Annotated in this window: 16 protein-coding genes and 1 pseudogene; 7 read left to right on the forward strand and 10 right to left on the reverse strand. The window is 42.5% G+C overall.

Annotation, left to right across the window (positions count from 1 at the left end):
- Positions 1-60: 60 nt before the first annotated feature.
- Positions 61-1,074: a UDP-glucose 4-epimerase GalE gene (galE, locus tag AB4185_RS14030; protein ID WP_017060088.1), complete on the forward strand. Its 1,014-nt coding sequence runs from the start codon at positions 61-63 to the stop codon at positions 1,072-1,074.
- Between the two features lie 340 nt (positions 1,075-1,414).
- Here galE and AB4185_RS14035 read toward each other — a convergent pair whose 3' ends face one another.
- On the reverse strand, positions 1,415-3,547 hold the full coding sequence (locus AB4185_RS14035) for a TonB-dependent hemoglobin/transferrin/lactoferrin family receptor (protein WP_065584958.1): 2,133 nt from the start codon (positions 3,545-3,547) through the stop codon (positions 1,415-1,417).
- A gap of 224 nt (positions 3,548-3,771) precedes the next feature.
- On the opposite strand from AB4185_RS14035, the gene AB4185_RS14040 reads away from it, so the two are divergent.
- Entirely contained in the window at positions 3,772-4,659 is an 888-nt protein-coding gene (locus AB4185_RS14040) for a LysR family transcriptional regulator (RefSeq protein ID WP_372117178.1), read from the forward strand.
- Here AB4185_RS14040 and AB4185_RS14045 read toward each other — a convergent pair.
- The gene (locus tag AB4185_RS14045; RefSeq protein ID WP_017069918.1) at positions 4,651-7,332 is read right to left on the reverse strand and encodes a bifunctional acetate--CoA ligase family protein/GNAT family N-acetyltransferase; all 2,682 of its coding nucleotides are present in this window, start codon (positions 7,330-7,332) and stop codon (positions 4,651-4,653) included. The genes AB4185_RS14040 and AB4185_RS14045 overlap by 9 nt on opposite strands.
- A 216-nt stretch (positions 7,333-7,548) precedes the next feature.
- Between AB4185_RS14045 and AB4185_RS14050 the strand changes: the two genes are divergently transcribed.
- Together AB4185_RS14050 and AB4185_RS14055 are read left to right on the forward strand one after the other, a co-directional pair.
- Complete coding sequence (locus AB4185_RS14050) at positions 7,549-8,112, forward strand: SPOR domain-containing protein (protein ID WP_017069919.1); 564 nt, start codon at positions 7,549-7,551, stop codon at positions 8,110-8,112.
- Positions 8,113-8,291: 179 nt separating this feature from the next.
- Positions 8,292-9,287, forward strand: a complete 996-nt coding sequence (locus tag AB4185_RS14055; RefSeq protein WP_017064584.1) for a D-alanine--D-alanine ligase — start codon at positions 8,292-8,294, stop codon at positions 9,285-9,287.
- Between the two features lie 155 nt (positions 9,288-9,442).
- Here AB4185_RS14055 and AB4185_RS14060 read toward each other — a convergent pair whose 3' ends face one another.
- Complete coding sequence (locus AB4185_RS14060) at positions 9,443-10,411, reverse strand: tyrosine-type recombinase/integrase (protein WP_102333618.1); 969 nt, start codon at positions 10,409-10,411, stop codon at positions 9,443-9,445.
- A gap of 100 nt (positions 10,412-10,511) precedes the next feature.
- Between AB4185_RS14060 and AB4185_RS14065 the strand changes: the two genes are divergently transcribed.
- The 3 genes and pseudogenes from AB4185_RS14065 to AB4185_RS14075 form a co-directional block, all read left to right on the forward strand.
- Positions 10,512-10,880: a DUF3319 domain-containing protein gene (locus AB4185_RS14065; RefSeq protein WP_017060095.1), complete on the forward strand. Its 369-nt coding sequence runs from the start codon at positions 10,512-10,514 to the stop codon at positions 10,878-10,880.
- A 3-nt stretch (positions 10,881-10,883) separates the two neighbouring features.
- Entirely contained in the window at positions 10,884-11,195 is a 312-nt protein-coding gene (gene yciH, locus AB4185_RS14070) for a stress response translation initiation inhibitor YciH (protein WP_008221404.1), read from the forward strand.
- A 1,031-nt stretch (positions 11,196-12,226) separates the two neighbouring features.
- Positions 12,227-12,718 (forward strand): annotated as a pseudogene (locus AB4185_RS14075) (GGDEF domain-containing protein); the annotation flags it as partial.
- A gap of 546 nt (positions 12,719-13,264) precedes the next feature.
- Here AB4185_RS14075 and AB4185_RS14080 read toward each other — a convergent pair.
- The 7 genes from AB4185_RS14080 to pntA all read right to left on the reverse strand — a co-directional run bounded on the left by AB4185_RS14080 (position 13,265) and on the right by pntA (position 20,902).
- The gene (locus AB4185_RS14080) at positions 13,265-13,417 is read right to left on the reverse strand and encodes a YoaH family protein (protein WP_004731009.1); all 153 of its coding nucleotides are present in this window, start codon (positions 13,415-13,417) and stop codon (positions 13,265-13,267) included.
- Between the two features lie 41 nt (positions 13,418-13,458).
- Positions 13,459-14,613 carry a conjugal transfer protein TraF gene (locus AB4185_RS14085; protein WP_017069084.1) on the reverse strand — a complete coding sequence of 385 codons (1,155 nt, stop codon included), beginning with the start codon at positions 14,611-14,613 and terminating at the stop codon, positions 13,459-13,461.
- A 50-nt stretch (positions 14,614-14,663) separates the two neighbouring features.
- On the reverse strand, positions 14,664-15,551 hold the full coding sequence (locus AB4185_RS14090) for a DUF2861 family protein (RefSeq protein WP_065584952.1): 888 nt from the start codon (positions 15,549-15,551) through the stop codon (positions 14,664-14,666).
- Entirely contained in the window at positions 15,551-16,210 is a 660-nt protein-coding gene (gene vxrB, locus AB4185_RS14095) for a response regulator transcription factor VxrB (protein ID WP_009845363.1), read from the reverse strand. Before vxrB ends, AB4185_RS14090 begins: the two co-directional genes overlap by 1 nt.
- Positions 16,185-17,657 carry a sensor histidine kinase VxrA gene (gene vxrA, locus AB4185_RS14100; protein WP_065584951.1) on the reverse strand — a complete coding sequence of 491 codons (1,473 nt, stop codon included), beginning with the start codon at positions 17,655-17,657 and terminating at the stop codon, positions 16,185-16,187. The genes vxrB and vxrA overlap by 26 nt, the downstream gene beginning before the upstream one ends.
- Positions 17,658-17,946: 289 nt before the next feature.
- Positions 17,947-19,344 (reverse strand): Re/Si-specific NAD(P)(+) transhydrogenase subunit beta, encoded by a 1,398-nt coding sequence (pntB, locus tag AB4185_RS14105; protein WP_065584950.1) that lies wholly within the window; start codon positions 19,342-19,344, stop codon positions 17,947-17,949.
- 10 nt (positions 19,345-19,354) lie between these two features.
- Entirely contained in the window at positions 19,355-20,902 is a 1,548-nt protein-coding gene (gene pntA, locus AB4185_RS14110; protein WP_017069088.1) for a Re/Si-specific NAD(P)(+) transhydrogenase subunit alpha, read from the reverse strand.
- Positions 20,903-20,960: the final 58 nt, after the last annotated feature.

Here is a 20,960-nt window from a genome sequence, read left to right on the forward strand (position 1 = left end):
CCTAAGTTGTTGTATCATAAGTGATAGGTTGAATATTTTTAATTAAAAGGTCTGCTAAGCATGAATGTTTTAGTTACAGGTGGCATGGGTTACATTGGTAGCCATACAAGTATCCAGATGATCAACGCAGGTATGACACCTGTACTTTTTGATAGCTTGTACAACAGCAAACCAAGCGTTCTAGAGCGCATCGAAAAAGTCTCGGGCGTTCGTCCCAACTTCATTGAAGGTGACGTTCGTGATAAAGCGCTTTTGACTGAAACTATGAAGCAACACAACATCGAAGCGGTTATCCATTTTGCTGGTCTGAAAGCCGTCGGAGAGTCTGTGGAAAAGCCTCTTGAATACTACGACAACAACGTAAACGGCACTTTAGTTCTTGTTGATGCAATGCGTGATGCGGGTGTAAAAACCTTGGTATTTAGCTCTTCAGCAACGGTATACGGTGATCCTGCAAGTGTGCCAATTACTGAAGACTTCCCAACAAGCGCTACCAACCCATATGGTCGTAGTAAACTAATGGTTGAAGAGTGTTTAACCGATTTCCAAAAAGCCAATCCTGATTGGAGCATTACACTGCTGCGTTACTTTAACCCTGTAGGTTCACATCCAAGTGGTGAGCTAGGTGAAGACCCGCAAGGTATCCCAAATAACCTAATGCCATTTGTCTCTCAAGTAGCAGTGGGCCGCCGTGAATTCCTATCTGTATTTGGTAGCGATTATCCAACAAAAGACGGGACTGGCGTTCGCGATTACATCCACGTAATGGATCTGTCTGATGGCCACATCGCAGCGCTTGAGAAAGTAGGGTGCAAAGACGGTCTTCATATCTACAACCTTGGTACGGGTAACGGTTCAAGTGTGTTAGACATGGTTAAAGCATTCGAACAAGCAAGCGGTAAAGAGATCCCTTACAAGCTAGTTGAACGCCGTCCTGGTGACATCGCAGAGTGTTGGGCAGATCCAGCTAAAGCTCAGAAAGAACTGGGCTGGAATGCAAGCCGCACATTGGCTGAAATGACCGAAGATACATGGCGCTGGCAGTCAACAAACCCGAATGGATTCCCTGGTTAACCTAGTGGTTTCGTGAATGATTCAAAAATTAAAAGATGCTTTCGGGCATCTTTTTTGATCTTAATCGAATAAAAAGTAAATTAGTGGTTAAAAAGTATCATTCTGTATCCGCTGTGTTATTATGCTCGCGAATTATATGTTTAATGTTAATTTTCTTTGGAGTTAATCATGGAACTAGGCCTAATCATCACTTTCATCGTTGCTGCTGCAGTAATGGTTAAAAAAGAGATGGCAGAGAAGTAATTTCACTTATTACCTTTTTTATACAATTTTTTAGTGAAATAATAAAAGCCAGCATTTAGCTGGCTTTTTAGTATCTGCAATTCAGTTTTTTAACGAATTAGAATTCGTATTTAGCTGTAATTGACCAGTTACGACCTGCTTGCGTGTAATCTTTATCTTCTTGTGAGAATCCACGAACGTCATTCCACGAGTAGTACTCTTCATCCGTAACGTTGAAGAGACCTGCTCTAAGCGTAAGATCCTTCATCGGCAAGTAGTATGCTGTTAGGTCAACTACAGTTGCTGAATCAATTGGTAGAATTTCATCATTCAAACCATCGCTGTTGATATCACTAGACTTCTTACCTGCTGTGTAGCTTATGTTAAGTGATGTACCCCATAGTGCTGAAGGAGCATCATAGTTAAAACCAACGACAGCGTTCCAAGGGTTTACACTGTTAAGAGGATTACCTTCGCCATCTTCACCTTCAGTATACGTTGCAGAAACACGAGTACTAACACCTTTCACTGGCATGAAGCTATTCCAAGACTGTGTATTTGACGCTTCGATACCTTTAATTACGGCTTCATCAATGTTTACATTCTGATATATTGTTGGATCGGCCGGAGTGGCTGAGCCACTAACTGCTACGTTATCAATAAAGTTATCATAATCGCTGTAGAAGATAGCGATTTCGCTTGATGAATAATTTGTGTTATGACGCCAACCTAACTCGTATGAAATACTTTCTTCAGCTTCTAAGTCAGGGTTAGGGGCATTCAAATAACCGTGAGCAGGATTACCAAATGAGTAGTAAAGCTCTTGGAAATCAGGAGCTCTAAAGCCTTGGCTGATTTGACCGAAGATCTTATTTTCATCATTAAGCGTGTAAGTTGTACCCAAACGTCCGGTAACAGCTGAGTCTGAATATTTTGCATAAGACTCTTCTGGGTTACCACTTGGGTTTTGACTTGTATCACCTGGATCAGTTTCAAAACCATCAAAACGAACACCCGGAGTAATCATCCAATTTCCGATCGTCATTTCATTTTGAGCAAAGAATCCATATTTTCTTTCAGATGCGGCAGGGATGTAGAAAATAACTTGGTCTGCGCTGATGGAGTTATATTCGTTATTAACGTTTTGAATGTCTTTGTCCGAATATGAAGCGCCATAGATAAAGTAGTTTTCTACATTACCCGTCATGAAGAACTTATCGAATTGCACATCAAATTGATAACCTTCATCCTCGTAGATATAGTCCTTTTTCTGAACATTACCTGCCGGAGGTAGGAACATACCGCCATTAGAAGTACGATTAGTTACGCCATTCTCTTCTTTGCTCAGCCAGTCAGCTTGCCAAGTAATAGTATCTGCAAACGCTAGGTCAGCATCCCAAATATGTTTGATACCGATTTGCTGTTGGCTAGTTGTGTCTTCGCCAGTGTAGTCGGTGTAACTTGCACTATTTAAATCGGTATCACCAGAATTCTCAATGAAGTTACCAGAAAACTCTAAACGGTGTTGTTCGTTTAATTGGTACTGAAGCTTAACCAACAAGTTGTTGTTCTGAGTATCTTGCTCATCAGGTGTACCAAAGTTATCAGTTTGCTCACCGTCTCTGCGAGTATAAGCAACTAACGTTTCTAGGTCGCCAATACGATTTGCTAAAGCAACCGATTCGCTAAAGGTATTATCAGATGAAGAGTAGTTGAACTTCGCGTGGCCACCGAAGTCTTTGTCTTTTAAAAAGTCACTCGGGTCTTTTGTTTCGAACGCAGCAATACCACCAATCGCGTCAGAACCATACAGAGAAGAAGCCGCACCTTTAACAATCTCGACAGACTTCAACATATCCGTATCGACATCAATGCGTGAAGAGTTAATGAAGTTATATGACTGAGTACCACTTGGAGTAAATTGGCTAGTTTGTGATACTCCATCAACGATAACCTTTACTCGGTTACCTTCCATACCACGAATGTTAATACCTTGAATCCCTTGGCGAGAATTCGTCGTCACCGTGACACCTGGTGTGTACTTAAATAAGTCTTCTACATCCGTAACCATGTTTTTTTCGATATCTTTATCGTTAATCACAGTTACCGACGCAGCAACATCTTCAAGTTGTTGATTAGTACGAGTCGAAGATACAACAACCTCGTCAAATAGGGCATAATCTTCAGCAAAGGCTGATGTTGATGAAAGCGCTAAAACGATTGAAGCAGAGAGCAGGGATTGCTTATACATCTGATAGTTACCTTAGTTCCATAGTATTATCTTGATTTGCGAAATATAATATTGGATCTAAATGATAATTACTATTATTTGCATTTAAATAATTTTCAATTTTATCAACTAACTCATAATTAATACTCTTAAATATCTGTATTAAAAAGACTTTTACAGTTCCATTCACAGTCTGAATGCTTCTGTTTTTGTGATTCAAGTCTCATTTATAAAGTAGGAAAGCTATGCATAGTCCAATAACACTTGAAGCGTTACACATCCTAGACGCCATCGACCGACGTGGAAGTTTCGCCGCCGCGGCCAATGAAATGGACAGAGCGCCTTCATCACTCAGCTATCAAATACAGAAGCTTGAACAAGATCTAGACATCATGATTTTTGACCGCTCAGGCCACCGTGCAAATTTCACGGAAGCGGGTCAGTTGATACTTGAGCAAGGTAGAATCATTCTTGGAGCTACAGAACGTCTTGTTAACGAGGCAAGCATTCTAGCCAATGGTTGGGAGCTCGATTTGACCATCGCCTTTGATGGCATTATCCCGATTGCTAACTTTTTCCCACTGGTAGATGAACTAGGAAAAATCAGTAAAACACGCGTTCGTTTGCAAGAGGAAATCTTAGCGGGTTGTTGGGAATCTCTCACAGATGGTCGTGCTGACTTATTGGTATGCCCTAAGCTCGATACAATTCCAAACGATATGAAAAGTGACGCAATTGGTAAAATGGAGATGGTGTGGGTCGCGGCATCAAGCCACTATGTTCACAAGCGTTCTGGTGAATTCGATCAGAAGGCGAGAGAAAGTTACAGGGTTATTGCCATTGCAGACACCGCACGCGATCAGCCAGCACTAAGCATCAATATTCTAGAGAAACAGCCACGTTTAACCGTGACAAGCTTTCCTGCGAAAGTAGAGGCTTTGACATCAGGACTAGGGATTGGCACCTTACCGAATAGTGTCGCTAAACCTTTGATTGAATCTGGCGTACTACAGCAGATCTCCGGTACAGAACCACAACCGATCGATATTGTTATGGCTTGGCGACGCAACAAAATGGGCGACGCCAAGTCTTGGTGTATCCAACATCTTAAAAAGACATGGGCGTTAAAGTAACGGTAACACCATATCTGCAGTACCATCTTCAAAACTGATATCTAGCTTAAAACCGAGCTTTTGAGCTAGTGTCAGCATCCCTCTATTGGTTGGCATCGTCATACCCGACATCTGCTTGGTCTGCTTCGCACGGCAGTAATCGATAACCTTGGTCATAAGAATGCGACCTAGACCAACACCTTTAAGGTCAGAACGAATCAATATTGCGAATTCGGCGTCTGTGTTCTCAGGGTTAATCAGCGCACGGGACACGCCGATGATCGCTGGAACGCCTTGTTCCTCGCGAACGACCACAAAGGCGATTTCTCTATCGAAATCAATCTGAGTGAAATTCGCCAACGCCTCATGATTGAATTCACCGACATCACTAAAGAAACGCTTATAGAGATCTTCCTTAGACACACGGTTAATGAAGTCAGCATGAAGCGGTTCATCTTCGGGAAGAATAGGGCGTAACAACACTTCGGTTCCATCTTTTAGCTGGATACGTTCTTCAAGCTCGACCGGATAAGGGCGAATCGCAAGACGTTCCTGTGGATCGCCTTCGTACGCTTTCAAGATGATATCGGCATCTAATATCGTGAACTTGTCACCATTGGCCAGTACTGGATGGATATCCAAATCATGTATTTCAGGGCAATCCACTACCATTTGCGATATACGTACCAATAACTCAGACAAACCTTCTATATCGATGGGGTTAGGGAGTTTTTGTAGACGAATCTTGCCGCTTTTTATCGCTCGAATAATCAAGTAACGCGCCAGTGTCATGTTGAGCGGTGGAAAAGCAGCTGCGGCATCAATCGACTCATCCCACTCCGAACCACCTTGTCCAAGTAATATGATTGGGCCGAAGGTTTCGTCTGTTGTAACCTTAATACGCAACTCTTGGCCGCCCGCGAGCTTAGCCATACCTTGAATTAACAAGCCGTGGATGTTTGCTGTAGGGAAGGATAATTGAGAACGATCGAGAATTGCCTGAGCCGCATTGGCAACTTCACTGCTGTTTCGCAAATTGAGCATCACGCCTTGTACGTCTGACTTATGTGCAATATCCGGCGAACGTAATTTTACTGCGACGGGATAACCGATCGTTTCAGCGATGTGTACCGCTTCACTTGGGTCAGAAGCGATCCAAGTTGGTAACACATCGAGGTTGAAGCTCTTGAAAAACTGACTGTTTTGGTGAGTATCAAGGCTAACTGTATCTTTATCCAGTAGTTTTCTTTCTATCCAACCTTTCGCATCTGCTAGATCTTCAATGTGTACTTTTTCTGCAGTGGTCGGCGTTTCCATTAACTGACGTTGGTTACGTCTGTACTCGACTAAGTGCATGAATGCGACCACAGAGCTTTCAGGGGTCCGATAAGTTGGGAAACCCGCTTCGGTAAACAGCTTTCGTGCGGGCCTTGCTGTTAGCTCACCAGACCAATTCGTCAGGATGTTAAAGCGCTTGTGGCGAGGGTGCTTCTTAATCGCTTCAATAATTCGTTCTGCCGTTTTAGCGGAATGTGCGACCGCTGAAGGGCTGTGCATGATAAGAATCGCGTCTGCTTCATCGCCATCGAGTAAGATGTTTATAGTGTCGATATAACGTTGATCACCAGCGTCGCCGACAATATCGATAGGATTGCTATGAGACCAACTCGATGGCAAAACCTTGTTCAACTTATCAAGTGTCTCTTCTGAAAACTCTGCGAGCTTACCACCGCGGTCAAATAGGGTGTCCACAGCCATAATCGCAGGGCCGCCACCATTAGTAACAATAGCCAAGCGCTCGCCTCGCAATGGTACTGAATGAGTCAGTGTTTCTACCGCAGCAAACAGTTCATGTAAGTTCTTAACTCGTAGCATGCCGCTGCGTCGGATTGCGGAATCATAAATAATATCTAATGTGTCGGCACCGCCAGTGTGAGCCATTGCTGCGGCTCTGCCTTTCGCCGTTCGACCGCCTTTCAACACCAAAATTCGTCGGTTACGCGAAGCCGCACGCGCTGCAGAAATAAAGCGCCTCGCATCAGTAATGCTGTCTACATAAAGCAATATCGCTTCGGTGTGAGAGTCGGTACTGAGATAATCCAATAACTCCGAGAATTCAATATCGCTACCATTGCCTATAGAGATAAACGCCGAAAAACCGATCTCTTTGTCATTAGCCCAATCGAGAATAGTGGTACACACAGCTGCCGACTGAGAAACAAAGGCGATCTTACCGGGTAATGCTGTCACTGGAGAGAATGAGGCGTTCAAATTTAACCAAGGAACAATCACCCCCAAACTATTGGAACCCAACACTCGAATGTTGTGCTTTTTGGCAATCGCTAGGCATCGTTCATCATACGTCTCACCATTATCGCTTTCTTGCTGCATGTCTGAAGAAAGCACAATGACAGAGGCTATACCTTTCTCAGCCAGTTCTTCAAAAATAGCGACATTACGGGTCGCATTGGTACACAAGATTGCGAGGTCAGGAACAATCGGTAACGACAAAATGTTCTTGTAAGAAAGCACACCGGCCACTGAATCATATTTCGGCGTAACCGGCATCACCGCACCTTTAAAATCCCCATGCAACAAATTGTTCATAACAATATATCCTGCGCGTGTTTCTCGTTGAGAAGCACCAACAACAGCGATTGAACGGGGTTTAAGTAGGGGATCAAGATGATTCATAGACATATCCTAGCAATGCACGTAACTTCATCGTAACTTACTTTGCACTCACAGGTTGATGGCAAATTCACCGAATTCAGATGAATAAGCAAACACTGCATAAAGTTTGTGAAATAGGTCACCCACTAATGGTGTATAATCCCAAAGTTAACTTGATTCTAAACCGACGTATCGGCATGATTTATAGTAATTATTATTAAGGATATAGAGCTTTCCATGAAAAAATTTGCAATTGTGACTTTGCCACTGCTCTTGGCTGCGTGTGTATCTGACGACTACGTTACCAATGTCACTTCAGATAGTTATCAAGAAGAGTACAAAACGGCAAAAGTTGAAGCTCCAGTTGTATCTCAATCTGAGCAAACAAGCGTTGTTGAAGAAAATGTTGTCAACGTTATCAGAACCGAACCTGTTGAACAGAAAGTCGCTCAAACGACTCAAGCTAAGCCAGTTGCAGTAGTGACAGGCCCAACCAAGAAACAACAAGACATGAACCAACGTTTTGGTTACACAGTTCAAGTTGTTGCTGTTGGCAGCCAAAGTAAAGTCGATTCTTTCGTGAAAATGCTACCTACGACTTCTCAACCAGTTTGGGAAAACTACAAAATGGTTAACGGCACTAAGTGGTTCACGGTACTTTATGGTGACTACGCAACACGCTTAGAAGCTAAAAAGGCAATCTCAACACTGCCGAACACTTTCCAAAACTTGAAGCCGTTCGTTAAGAGCATTGATGACATCAAGAACTCTGAATACCCAACGCTTAACAAGTTGAACTAAGTTTTGATTCATAAAGAAGGGGCAAATGCTCCTTCTTTTGTTTTAAGACTCGCTGTTTTGTTTGATAGTTAATCGCTCGATCTTTCGAACGCAATTTTAACAATCAAAACACTGTACCTATCTCGACTTTTGTTTATCATTGAAGTCAGTACTCCTAGTTTCAAGGACCGAATTTACCCATGAACACCACAAACATCCTTCTACTTTGCGGCGGTGGATCTTCAGAGCATGAAGTATCTTTAGTTTCAGCCAATTACCTTTTTGAACAACTTAATAGCGTTGCAGATTTTAACGTTGTAAGAGTTGAAATTAAGAACGAAGGCTGGTGTCTTGATTCAGGTGAATTGGTTTATCTTGATATTAACGACCAAACCTTACGCGGTGACAATTTAGCATCTAAAGTCGATTTCATTGTGCCTTGCATACACGGTTTCCCAGGTGAAACAGGTGACATTCAATCACTGTTTGAAATGGCTAAAATTCCATACCTAGGTTGTGGTCCAGAAGCAAGCAACAACAGCTTTAACAAAATCACGTCAAAGCTTTGGTACGACGCACTTGGTATTCCAAACACGCCGTACCTGTTCTTATCAGACAACAATGATCAAGCTCACTCACAAGCAACTCAAGCATTTGAAAAGTGGGGTAAAGTGTTTGTGAAAGCGGCTCGTCAAGGTTCTTCTGTAGGTTGTTACCAAGTTAACCAAGTAGAAGATTTAAGCGAGGCTATCAACAAGGCGTTCACTTTCTCGGACCAAGTATTGGTTGAGAAATCAGTGGTGCCTAGAGAGCTAGAAATTGCTGCTTATGAAATCGATGGCGAGCTACACATCAGCAAGCCGGGTGAGGTGATTGCACCGAATGGCGCATTTTACTCTTACGAAGAGAAGTACAGTGCAGACAGCCACTCGATCACTGAAGTTGAAGCAAGTAATTTAACTGACGAACAGCGTGAATTGATTGCAGACAGCGCACGAAAAGTCTTCACCCAGATGAAGCTTCGTCACTTGTCTCGTATCGACTTCTTTTTAACGCAAGACAACGAAATCTACCTGAACGAAGTCAACACCTTCCCAGGTATGACGCCAATCTCCATGTTCCCTAAAATGGTTGAGCATGACGGCCACAAATTCAGCCAGTTCTTAGAAAACTGCGTGAGAACAAGCCTTTCTTAGGTTTCTAACTCGTTTTCGTTCACTTAGAGCTGAACCAACAAGTGCCTTGAGCTTTCGCCAAGGCGCTTTTTGTTTTTAACGCTAACCGTTTTTACAAATATCGTTTTAACCATAACTTATATCAAAATAGTAATATCCAAGTAATCTGCGACCCGTCATTGCCAAGGTATTAACGCCTTAAACTTCATCTTCTCACTATCAGCCGTTCCCGTGAAACCGACATATTGAGCTGGCATTGCCGGGCTAAGCCAACGACCAAAGTCCTGAATATCTCTCACCTTAAGACCTTGTTTCGACAACTCTTGTGCAGCACCAACACGAATCGAATTTCCAGAGAAATGGTGATTTTCTGGCAGTTGAAGTAAGTCGCTAGCTCTTCTCAATATCCTATAGATGGACGAATCATCTAAAGGCTGCAAACCAATATTCTCATGCTTGTCTATCGCACGAAATACTGGCAAGTCATCTTGTATACCAGTAAACGAAAGCCAACGTTGAAGTGCAACATTGGCTATTTGTGACAACTGATAAGCCGAATCTTTGACTGTTACTTGGTAATGATCTTCAACGTACTCAACATCACTCATCGATAACAACTTAAGCTCTGAGCGCTTTAAAGCACACTCGAACATCACGTTATAAATAGCAATGTCTCTGATCTCTTTCAGGTTTGCTTTCTCATGGGAGAGTAACGTATTCAAATCAGTGAGATGCACAGATGTCATAGCATTGGTTTGTTTAGCGTCACCGGCCATTTGAGATTGTAAGTGGAGTAGGGTAAAGCGAACTTGCCTGTGCTTGATCGGGTTAGCAAAGCTCAACACAGTATGCAACATGCTAAGCGTTGCAGTGTAACGTTTTAGCGATGCGTATTTTCTATCGTTAGACTCCGTTTCAAGAAAACGACGAACAGCGGTTATAGATGCGGGAAGTGTGTTAATACGATGTTTGGTACAGAACGCATGATAGCGATTCCAATCACTGTAAATGCCCAACAGTGAATTGCGAGAGTATTGAAATCCTGTCAACTCATCTATAATTTCTATTGTCGCGTTGCTGTTTAATTTTTCAACAAATGAATTAATTATCACAGAGTCAGTTAAAATAGGGACTTTTTTTCTCAAATTACCATACCTCGACAGGTGTTTTTACCATATTATGCTTGATATCATTATTAGTATACTTATGATTAATGCAGTGAAAACAGAAAGATGATTAATAGATATGGCTAATTCAATTTACCGAAGCGTCCATCTTCAATCGATAGATGCTAACAACACAGTTTGGCGTGCTAAGTTAAAAAACAACGTTATTCAGGGCAACCTAGCTGCCGTGAAAAAGAGTATTGATTGGTGGATTGATACCGCATCTATTATTGATCCAAAAGAATTCATGTCATTAAATAAGTCGAGAGGAACTGGTGGCTCGACTGAAAACTTCAACGGCTACCAAATCAAGAATGATACCGGTGAGCCTAATGCGTGGTATTGCATGTTTAACGGTCGCTTAATCAAAGGCGGCAAGGTTGCAATCCAACGCCATATAGAAGCTTACTTACTCGCAAAACAAAAAGCAGAGCAACAAAAGAAGTAAATTATGAGCCTAGTATATTCAACAGAAACAGGTCGCATTAAGCCTGAAGAAGAGAAAGTCCAACGTCCTAAAGGCGATGGTATCGTTCGAATCCAAAAAGAAACCAAAGGCCGTAAAGGCAAAGGCGTTTCTGTCGTAACTGGCTTAGACCTAGATGACGCACCATTAAAACTAATGGCAGCAGAACTCAAGAAAGTTTGCGGCTGCGGTGGCTCAGTAAAAGATGGCAACATCGAAATTCAAGGTGACGCGCGCGACAAGATCAAAGCGCACCTTGAAAAGAAAGGCTACAAAGTTAAATTTGCTGGCGGTTAATCTCTAACTAATACCAGGGTTAAAATCGAAGATTATTATCACTGGTTATTAGGTATTTTATGGTAAATAGCCAGTTTGGTTAAATACACAGTATAAATTAGAGAATATCGGCACAATACAAAGGCAGGGCATCACACAAAGATACCTGCCTTATAAACATCAAAATCCATTTAACATAACGTACATAATACGCAGTTAATAATACGTGTAGTTAATTCTAAAGGTAGTATTCTCATCTTTTGTCCTTAAAATCCTTGTTCCAACTGACTCTCACGCTTCTTGCGCCGTTCAGGGTTTTCTTAGCGCATTTGAAATCAAATAATTATATGTGCGGCCAACATCTACACAATCCAACCTTCATTCAGCAAATCTAATTGACGAGAAACTTTGTCCATCTGATTTAACTTATCTTGCCACTTCTCTGTTTGCACTAACGAACCGCCGCGTTGTGTGTGATTCTTGTGAGCATTGCTGTTGTTTCTTTTTCAGATTTCACACACGCGACCAATGTTTTTTATCAACTGCACATGCTGAGCTTTCGTTCAAATCCATCAGCTAATAAAGTTCGTCTGTCTTACGTAGATTCGCACACACATTTTTCAAACCTTCTTAACGATTCTCTCTAGAGTTAGTACTTTGTGTTCAGTTTGCATAGATTCATTACACTTATTGCTGGTACACAACACCGATACTTGGCAGATCCATAATCACGGTTTGCCCTGAAATTACGTTCAATTGGACTTAGGTAGCTTTGGTAATAAACCTAAGAGTTACTTTAAACCCATTGCGCTTAGTTTTTCTTTACTTGTTTTCTCTAACTGATATGCCTGCTTTGAAGTCGCAATGGTGTTACCGCCTGAGATTAGAAAGCTTATAATGTTTATCGACACATGTAATCAATAAGTAAAGTGACACTGTAGCTAGCTGTACAGGTAAAGCTTGGTCCTATGGAACACAAAATAAAGAACCCAAACAATAACTGTATATTTACACAGTTAAATTATTATCCCCTTAAAAACGTTACCTTTCGTATAAATACCGAACAAAAACAACGCTATTTAGGCATATATCTGTCGCTGGGCGCGTATTTTTGCCTAGCAATCACGCTAGTGTCGTTGATCTCTTTTAATACGCTCATGGATAAGAACTACATCATCACACCTGACAGATAGCCTACGCGCGTAAATACGGACAGAGACCACGATGGTGGCACCGTAGGCTCATTACATAAGTCAGAAGATGGAATTAAGTTACAGCGTGACTTTGAACAAACCTATAGCTTACCCTTCTGTGAAATTGAGTACGTTAAGAGATCGACCCAAAATAAAGGGCTCGATCTCTCAACGTTCGATTCGGTCACCATCAATATAGAATATGAAGGTCAAGAGGAGCCAAGGTTTCGATTCTACATACGTAACCACGACGACAACTACAGCGCTCAAAGCGACCCTATTTCTAACAAGTTCTATCGCTTAGACTTATCATTCCCCAATAGAAAACACATCGATTTAGCATTCTCAAATTGATACGCGCCGCATTCCTTAATCGACTTCTACACAACACCTTACGCCTCGTAAGCTTTTTAAATACTTATTCTGTAAAGCACATATGTGGCAACGAAGCTTGCTCTAAGCGGTGGTAAGCCATTCGCGATATCGGTTTTGAACATTACCGCTGTGGATTGTTTCACTCTGTTCTTAGATAAAATCCTCATTTGTCTGCTTCTGATCATTCATGGATTCTCATCCGTTCAAAATACAAGTCACAACGTCACTAGCCGTAAAAACACCATATATTTAGCCATTTAGACATGGTGACACAAATACTGACACCTAAAGTGGCGATTGTTTTACTTTCAGATCTTGCTGTAATTTAATTACAACTCAAAGCCAAGTAAAGCCTGAGAAGTTAATTACTCTGACGTAACTTGTTGAATAAAAAGTATTTAAGAGTTTAGGACAGGTCGGGATTTAGAGAAACTAAAGAGTAGGTATGTACGAGATAATATACTAGAGGGTAATATATTTAGTTATAGTGCACTATCGTACTAAAAAAGAAGGGCTGATGCCCTACTCTTCTTTATTACTCATTTCTTCACGGATTTGCTCAGCAACGATTTTGATAGCTTGTGCTGTGCTGATGCCTTGGGTCATCATTTCTTGAATTCGTTCAACAGCTTTCTGTTGTTCTTCGTGAGAAAGGGTTGGTAAGTCGTTTAGCATGCTCTGCTCCTTTATTTAGGAGCAGAACTATATAAGGACTGTTAGTAACTAGCAAGGAAATTGATGGATGCACCCATTGCATTTTCATTCGTGTAGTTAGCACTTAGATCTAGCTGAAACAAGTTCAATGGCGAGATACCAACACCAGCTGTCACTGTTCCTTCTGAATCAGAGTAAGCCAGGTTCTTGTAATACCCTCCCCTTAGCTTAAGCTGACGTAACAGGTCGACTTCAGTACCAACACGAATCATCTGTTCGTTGTCTTCGAACGAAGTAAACTTCTCTGCTTCATTCAAATCATAATCAACACTCAACGTAAAGTAATCAGAAACGATCCCCGCACCAACAGTGTAGACAGGCCCCAGGTTATAAGAATGACTCGATGTTACTGTTCTTGTAGCCCCTGTGCTGCTTGTTAGCTGTTGGCTAACGGATTTAGTTTCAATCTCACGGTCTATAATATTCGTTGCAGAAAAACCCACTCTAAATGGGCCGTAAAACCAAAGCGCACCTGCATCAATATTAAATGTAGTTTCCGCGGTGTCGTTTTCTCGAACATCACTTAGATCGTAGTTTTGTGCCGAGGCAATGTAGTTATACGTATAGATTCTTTGGAGTTTTGGAGAAATACCAAACGACAAATGTTGTCCCATGAACGTTTGATATTTTGCTAATGATATACCAGCTTCCATAATGCCAATAGAAACAGCTTTAACAGCAGTTAACTCAGCATTAACCAAGTCACTATTAGCAGCGTCACTAGATGTATCAGGGGTTACAAATGATTCAGTGTATGCTTTTGCAAATACGTTTGCTGCAATATACTGATTTGGTAGAGCGAATGCTACAACACCACCTAAATCAACATTCAGGCTATCACCATTAAGAGCATCTAGATCAGAACCAGTCACAGTACCTGACTCAATGCTGTCAACTAAATTATCGATATCATCAACTAAGTTATTAGGGTCATTATAATTACCGCCAAAACTTGGCGTGATCATTCCCATGTCATCATTACGACGATAAATCGCAACAAGTGCTGGGTTATAGAATGGAGCAGTTAGGAAGTTTGCTGAAACAACACCAACACCACCCATCGCATCACCACGCGCTTCAATGGCGTAGTTTGCTGCTGAAAGAGGAAGACTGGCGAATGCAATTGATGCTGCGAGTAGTTTTGTGGTTTTTTTCATGCCGTTTATCTTTGTTAGATCCCTTACATAGTTAACGGCTCAATTCTAAATTACTTTAACTCTTCTTCGCTAGAAATATCATAAGTTTTACTGATAGTTTGTGCTTGTTCTATCGCTATGTCACCTTGCCAGCGTGAATGCACCATTGAAACCGCCAAAACGTAGCGATCATTGGGAAGTTCTTCGCCAGTTAGGTTCATTGGATAATCAGATTCATAGCTCTTGCCCCACACCTGCTCATAGTGTTCATCGATGTAATCGTACAAACCAATTTCGAGCTTAGGAAGCGGACAATAAGGGTTCAGCAGTTCTTTTTTATCGATGCGCCACGTGTCTTTTGATGCCCAACGAACTTGCTGACGAAAAGCAACGTCACCAAGAATAATCCAAGTACTCCATGAATTACCGCCATCGCCTTTCACACTTAAACGATACAGGCCTGACTCAAGTTGAGATGCTAAATTGTAACGCTTGCGGTATAGGCTCACCGATGCGTTGTTTACCACTTCACTGTCTTTGGTTAGCTCACTGTCCGATGAAACAATCTTATCGACCCATTTCTCGAAGGTAATATCTTGAATGTTGTTTTCGGATTCAACATCAATCGATACGCGAAAAGTATCTCGGCCAGGGCTTTGAATGATGTGTCTTTTAACGACGACTGAACTGATCCAATCTGGGAGTGTTTTTCTGGTGAGGGTTTTACCACAATCTTTGTTCAATGCTTGATCGAACAGCTCATTGAGGTGATCTTCTCGTGATTGAGAAGAGTTGATTTGCCAAACTTCCACTAGTGAATCAAACATCTGAGGTAAGTCATTATCCAACAGGTGTTTATGAACTTGAGTTAGAGTATCACTACTCTTAAACCAATCCGCAGCTTGCGCGGTATTCACCACGCAAGACAACATTAATAGTGGAAGTAAGGCTTTTTTCATTACGCTTTCATCTTGTAACCAACGCCACGCAGCGTTTCGATTTCTAGACCCGGCAGTTTCTGTCTTAGTTGCAGAACGTGCGTGTCTACCGTACGTGTTGTTGGGAAATGGTTGTAACCCCATACATGGTCAAGCAGCTCATCACGAGTGAATACACGGCCAAGGTTGCTTGCCAAAAATAGCAGTAGGTCAAACTCAGTACGCGTTAGGGTGACTTCCAGTTCATTGAAAAACACTTCACGTGTCGCTTTATCGATAACTAGATTTTGAGCCATCACTTTTGATGCATCTTGATCTTCAGCATCAGGCAGGCGTAACTGCGCGCGAATTCGAGCAAACAATTCAGCTTCAGCGAAAGGCTTAGTTAGATAGTCGTTTGCACCTGAGTCTAGGCCCGCAACTTTGTCTTTTACTGTGACGAGAGCCGTTAGCAAAATAACTGGGATGTCTTTCTTTTTCTTCCAACCTGGAAGTGAATCTACTGAGTCACCATCAGGAAGTTGACGGTCTAGAATCACTAGGTCCGCTTGTTCCCAGTAGCCTTCAACTTCAGAGATCAGTTCTGCATGCAAACATTCATATCCAGCTTGCTCAAGGCTAACTAATAAACCGTCAGCTAAATTTTTATCATCTTCAACGAGAAGCAATGTCTGTTTCACAAGGTATCTCCAAAATAAATGTTGTTGGGGGGCCGATAAGCGTCATGTGACCGCCCATTTTTCCGACCATAGATTCCACTATCGTCAGACCTAAACCGAGTCCACTCTTACTTACGAATGGCTTTCTTAGTTGCCCCCAATCTTTGCGGGACAAGTCTCCATTATCTATAACTTTGAATGTCAGCTTCTTGTCAGAAGTATTCAGTTCTAGTATCACTGGTGCGACACCGTATTTCACGGCGTTTCTGATCAGGTTGTCGATGCACGTTCCTAACCAATATACGTTTATTTTTGCAGCAATATCTTTGTTTACACGGAGTTCAATACCCGGTGCAAATTCTTCTTCAACTTTGTATTGAAGCCACTCTTCAACGCTTGGTACCCACTCTGTTGCGAGCGGTTGGTTGTCTGATTGCAAATAGTCTTTACTTGCTTCTGCCAACTGTCTTAAACGGCGTGTATCTTCACACAGCCTACGAAACTCATCATATACTGATTCTGGTAAGTGTTCGAACTCGCGTCTGAACCCTTCAACCGTCAATGACAAACTTGCAATCGGCGTTCTTAATTCGTGCGTTAGGATTTGAAGCACCAGCATGCGGCTCTTCATCTCTTGTTTCTTACTGTTCCAACGGTAAACCGCCCAACCTAAGACAAGCATGATGTTGGCAATAACCAAGATAAACATGGCGACTTGCAGAAGCTCTGAATGATCTTCTATTTCCCAACACACATTACCACGCTGGACAAAACAGCTTTTACCTTCTGAAGACAAGCTAAACGATAACCCAGCAAGCGTGGCATTTTCGTTCCAGACTGATTTTTTATACAGGTAATATCTGTAGCCGCGTTTTACCCACATCTCATCAAGCTCAACAAACATACTCGCACCCGCTAACAGCGCGGTGATTGCTTCGCTATCCATTTGTTGCAAGCGAGACAGTAGTTCATCGTGTTCGGTGTTTGGTCGCTCTTGAATATGCATAAAGCGCTTCAGAGAGTCGAATTTTTCTGGGTACTTCTCAACGTATCGTGCCGCATAAGAACCGCCGCCAGGGTGAATCAAACCACTACGGCTAAACCAACGGTCAGAAAGCTTGGTGCCTTTACACATTGCACGAGTAAAAACTAAAGGCTCAGTAATCAAAGGGCTTAACGGCAGTTTACCACTACAGGTTTTTGATAACTGGTACAAGCGCTGAATGTCTTTTAACGGGTACTCTGCTGTTTGTGGCAGCATAGAAGACGGCATGATCAAACGTGTTGGATAATCAGCCTGTAGCACTCGAATATCGTAAGATTCGATTGCCGTTTCATGATCAAAGAGTTTGGTGAAATTATCGATACGCTCAGGTAAAGAGTCGGCAAATGCGTTTGCAGACACAGACAACGTAGCGATAAGAAGAGTAAATGTTCTTTTGATGATCACAAACCAACGCAAATTCATATAGATCAACCAAATATATACCATTCGCTATCAAAGATAAATTTTTAACCGCATGAAAAACATTGAGAATGGCGAGCTACAGAGATAAAGGCCAATATATTACGGCCACATTGTACATACGTACTAGTAGGCTGATTGGCAAGCCAAACCTCAATTGCGACAAGTTTTGCATCAGGCTTCGTCAACTTCGTATCAACTGAGATCACACATAGAGTCGCTTTCGTAAGATAAAAAAAGGAGCTCAAATGAGCTCCTTATCGAGTTGTTACATATTGTTTAGAGGTGATCTCTATAGATGTTCTAAGATACTTAGACAACTCTTTTTAGCATCGCCAAACAGCATCTGCGTGTTCTCTTTGAAGAACAGTGGGTTTTGCACACCGGCGTAACCTGTGTTCATCGAACGCTTGAATACGATAACATTCTGAGCGTTCCAAACTTCAAGTACTGGCATACCAGCAATTGGGCTGTTTGGATCTTCAAGTGCTGCAGGGTTTACGGTGTCATTCGCACCAATTACCAATACAGTATCTGTCTCATCGAAGTCATCGTTGATTTCGTCCATTTCTAGAACGATATCGTAAGGCACTTTCGCTTCAGCAAGCAGTACGTTCATGTGACCCGGTAACCTACCAGCAACTGGGTGGATACCAAATCGAACATTAATGCCCTGCGCTCGTAGCTTGTCAGTGATTTCATGCACTGGGTATTGTGCTTGAGCTACTGCCATGCCGTATCCAGGAGTGATGATTACTGACTTAGAGTTTTTCAGCATATCAGCCACATCTTCAGCTGATGTTTCGCGGTGTTCACCTTGCTCTTCATCGCCATCAGACACAACCACTTCTTGGCCGAATCCACCAGCAATAACGCTGATGAAAGAGCGGTTCATCGCCTTACACATAATGTAAGACAGAATCGCACCCGACGAACCAACCAATGCACCAGTTACGATAAGCAGATCGTTTGCAAGCATGAAACCTGCCGCTGCTGCTGCCCAACCAGAGTACGAGTTCAGCATAGAGACAACTACTGGCATATCTGCACCGCCAATCGATGCCACTAGGTGGTAACCGAATGCGAATGCGATAAGTGTCATCACCATTAGTGCGAACATGCTGCCGTCTGCTTTAACGAACATGATCATCAGCAGTGTAGAAACTACGATAGCCGCTAGATTCCACTTGTGCTTATGAGGGATGTTCAATGCAGACGAAGAGATAACGCCACGAAGCTTACCAAACGCAACAATAGAACCCGTGAACGTCACCGCACCGATAAACACGCCAAGGAACACTTCCACTAGATGGATAACGTGCTCTGCATGAATATCTGCAGGGTTGATAGAAACAGCAGCAGGTGGATCGATGTAGCTGTTGTAACCTACAAGTACTGCAGCCATACCTACGAAGCTGTGCAGAATTGCAACCAGCTCTGGCATTTCAGTCATTTCTACTTTTCTTGCGTAGTGGATACCAATACCACCACCGATCACCATAGCGATGATGATCCACACAATACCAGCAGAGTGAGGGCCAAAGATCGTTGCGATCAACGCGATTGCCATACCCGTGATACCGTAATAGTTACCTGCACGCGCAGATTCCTGTTTCGATAACCCAGCCAAACTCATAATAAAAAATACAGCAGCAACAATATAAGCTGCTTGTACTAATCCTTCAGACATCTGTTACTCCTTAGTCTTTACGGAACATTTCAAGCATACGTTTGGTCACGGTAAAGCCACCAAAGATATTGATACTTGCAATTAATACGGCAATAAATGATAAGAACGTGACGACGCCACTTCCTTGTCCGATCTGTAACAGTGCACCTACTACAATGATGCCTGAAATCGCGTTAGTCACAGACATCAAAGGCGTATGCAGAGAATGGCTTACATTCCAAACTACGTAATAACCCACCACACAAGCGAGAACAAAAACGGTAAAGTGAGATAAGAACGCAGCTGGAGCAACCGAAGCTACCCAAGCGAATGCACCAACAGCTACCGCCATACCCGCCACTTTCTTAATTGGAGAAACAGGTTCTTCAACTTTAGGCTCTGGTTTGGCCGCTTTTGGCTTAGTTTGTTGTGGTTGAGCTGAAACTTGAATTGGTGGAGCTGGCCAAGTGACCTCGCCCTCTTTAACGACAGTAACACCACGCAGAACAACATCTTCAAAGTCGATATTGATGTTGCCATCTTTCTCTTTGCAAAGCAGTTTCAAAAGGTTAACTAGGTTCGTTGCATACAGTTGAGATGATTGAGTCGGCAGTCGACCAACCATATCAGTGTAACCAACCACCTTCACGCCATTAGCCGTTGTAATGACTTGATCCGCAACCGTGTATTCACAGTTACCGCCATTGGCCGCCGCAAGGTCTACAATCACACTACCTGCACTCATGCTGTCTACCATCTCTTTGGTAATCAGCTTCGGAGCCGGGCGACCTGGAATCAGCGCCGTAGTAATGATGATATCAACGTCTTTTGCTTGAGCTGCATAAAGCTCTTCCGCTTTCTTATTGAATGCTTCAGACATCTCTTTTGCGTAGCCGTCACCAGCACTGGTATCTTCCTTGAAATCCACTTCCAAGAATTCAGCACCCATCGACTCAACTTGTTCTTTAACTTCAGGACGAACATCGAATGAACGAACGATCGCACCTAAGCTACCCGCAGCGCCGATTGCCGCTAGTCCAGCAACACCAGCACCTGCAACCAGTACTTTTGCTGGTGGAACTTTACCCGCAGCCGTAATCTGGCCCGTGAAGAATCGACCAAACTCATGCGCCGCTTCAACAACAGCACGATAACCCGCGATGTTTGCCATAGAACTCAATGCATCTAACGCCTGAGCTCTTGAAATTCGTGGTACAGAATCCATCGCCATCACGTTGATGTTACGACTGGACAATTGTTCCATTAACTCTGGATTTTGAGCAGGCCAAATAAAGCTGACCAATGTTGCGCCATCTTTAAGAAGATCGATTTCATTTTTAGACTCGTCAACGATCGGAGCGTTAACTTTAAAGATAATATCGGATTTCCAAGCTTCATCTGCGGTGACAACTTTTGCTCCAGCTTGTTCATAAGCTGCATCTTCAAAACTTGCTAACGCACCTGCTTGTGATTCAACACAAACTTCAAATCCTAATTTTAGAAGCTGTTCTACCGATTTCGGCGAAGCAGCGACTCGCGTTTCACCTGCGAGCGTTTCTCTTGGTACACCAATTTGCATAGCTATTCCTTGACTATTGGCACGAATGACTTATTCGTTTGTATCTAACGACAACTAA

This window comes from Vibrio sp. 10N.286.48.F5, from assembly GCF_041469785.1.
Lineage (GTDB): Bacteria > Pseudomonadota > Gammaproteobacteria > Enterobacterales > Vibrionaceae > Vibrio > Vibrio crassostreae_C.